The following is a 1,969-nucleotide window of genomic DNA, read 5'->3' as shown; positions in this document are numbered from 1 at the left end:
GTGAATGGCGGCGCCATCCACATCGCCAACCGCAAGAAGCGCTAAGCGAGATAATAAGAAACCACGGCGGAGTTGCCCGTCGTGAGCCTTGCGCGCAAGACTCACCGCGGAATATCCGCTGGACGCAGCCTTGCGCAGCTTTACGGGCCTTGAGCCCCGCAAGTTGCGCAAGCAGCAGTCACAGGTGGCGCGGCACTCATAATGAGCGCAGCGCCGAATGCGCAGTACCTAACGAAGACGGTAAAAAGCATGAATCTTCACGAGTATCAGGGTAAGCAGCTGTTCGCTGAATACGGCCTGCCAGTTTCCAAGGGCTACGCAGTAGACACCCCGGAAGCAGCAGCAGAAGCTTGCGACAAAATCGGCGGCACCGAGTGGGTTGTCAAAGCCCAGGTCCACGCTGGTGGTCGCGGTAAAGCGGGCGGCGTTAAGCTGGTTCGCAGCAAAGAAGACGCCAAGGCCTTCGCACAGCAGTGGCTGGGCAAGCGTCTGGTGACTTACCAGACTGATGCCAATGGCCAGCCAGTCACCAAGATCCTGGTTGAATCGTGCACTGATATCGCTAAAGAGCTGTACCTGGGCGCTGTCGTTGACCGTTCGAGCCGTCGCATCGTGTTCATGGCTTCCACCGAAGGTGGCGTGGACATTGAGAAGATCGCCGAAGAAACCCCAGAAAAAATTCTGAAAGCCACTATCGATCCACTGGTTGGCGCTCAGCCATTCCAGGGTCGCGAGCTGGCTTTCCAGCTGGGCCTGGAAGGCAAGCAAGTTGCCCAGTTCGCCAAGATCTTCGTAGGTCTGGCCAAACTGTTCCAGGATCACGATCTGGCCCTGCTGGAAGTGAACCCGCTGGTGATCAAGGCTGACGGCGATCTGCACTGCCTGGATGCCAAGATCAACATCGACGCCAACGCCATGTACCGTCAGCCTAAGCTGAAGACTTTCCACGATCCGTCGCAAGACGATCCGCGCGAAGCGCACGCTGCCAAGTTCGAACTGAACTACGTAGCCCTGGAAGGTAACATCGGTTGCATGGTCAACGGTGCTGGCCTGGCCATGGGTACCATGGACATCGTCAACCTGCATGGCGGCAAACCAGCCAACTTCCTCGACGTGGGCGGTGGTGCTACCAAAGAACGCGTTACCGAAGCGTTCAAGATCATCCTGTCCGACTCCAACGTCGCTGCAGTACTGGTCAACATCTTCGGCGGCATCGTTCGTTGCGACATGATTGCCGAAGGCATCATCGGTGCAGTGAAAGAAGTCGGCGTTAAAATCCCGGTTGTTGTTCGCCTTGAAGGTAACAACGCTGAACTGGGCGCTAAAGTACTGGCAGAAAGCGGTTTGAACATCATCGCGGCTACCAGCCTGACCGACGCTGCTCAACAAGTTGTCAAAGCTGCGGAGGGCAAATAATGAGCGTCCTGATCAATAAAGACACCAAAGTTATCTGCCAGGGTATTACCGGTTCGCAAGGTAGTTTCCACACCCAGCAAGCCATCGAATACGGCACCAAGATGGTTGGCGGCGTAACTCCAGGCAAAGGCGGCACCGAGCACCTGGGTCTGCCTGTGTTCAACACCGTGAAAGATGCTGTAGCTGCCACTGGCGCCACCGCCAGCGTGATCTACGTTCCAGCTCCTTTCTGCAAGGACTCCATCCTGGAAGCAGCATTCGGCGGCATCAAGCTGATCGTTTGCATCACCGAAGGCATTCCTACCCTGGACATGCTGGACGCTAAAGTTAAGTGCGACGAGCTGGGTGTTACCCTGATCGGCCCTAACTGCCCAGGCGTGATCACTCCAGGCGAATGCAAGATCGGCATCATGCCAGGTCACATTCACTTGCCAGGTAAAGTCGGTATCGTTTCCCGTTCCGGCACCCTGACCTACGAAGCTGTCAAGCAAACTACTGACGCCGGTTTCGGTCAGTCGACTTGCGTCGGCATCGGCGGTGACCCGATCCCAGG

Annotated in this window: 2 protein-coding genes; both read left to right on the top strand. The window is 56.7% G+C overall.

Features of this window, described 5'->3' with window-relative positions; all coding sequences use genetic code 11:
• Positions 1-249: 249 nt before the first annotated feature.
• Positions 250-1,416: an ADP-forming succinate--CoA ligase subunit beta gene (sucC, locus tag CFE47_RS31110; RefSeq protein WP_003210567.1), complete on the top strand. Its 1,167-nt coding sequence runs from the start codon at positions 250-252 to the stop codon at positions 1,414-1,416.
• Positions 1,416-1,969 (top strand): succinate--CoA ligase subunit alpha (locus CFE47_RS31105; protein ID WP_502695547.1); only part of this gene is annotated, 554 nt, incomplete at its 3' end. The genes sucC and CFE47_RS31105, both read left to right, overlap by 1 nt.

It is taken from the genome of Pseudomonas sp. PGPPP1, from assembly GCF_002255865.1.
GTDB classification, from domain to species: Bacteria; Pseudomonadota; Gammaproteobacteria; order Pseudomonadales; family Pseudomonadaceae; genus Aquipseudomonas; species Aquipseudomonas cremoris.
This window is presented reverse-complemented; position numbering and strand designations above follow the sequence as displayed.

Coding starts and splice junctions, on each gene's coding strand:
- sucC (WP_003210567.1), top strand. CDS start 250: ATGAATCTTCACGAGTATCAGGGTAAGCAGCTGTTCGCTGAATACGGC.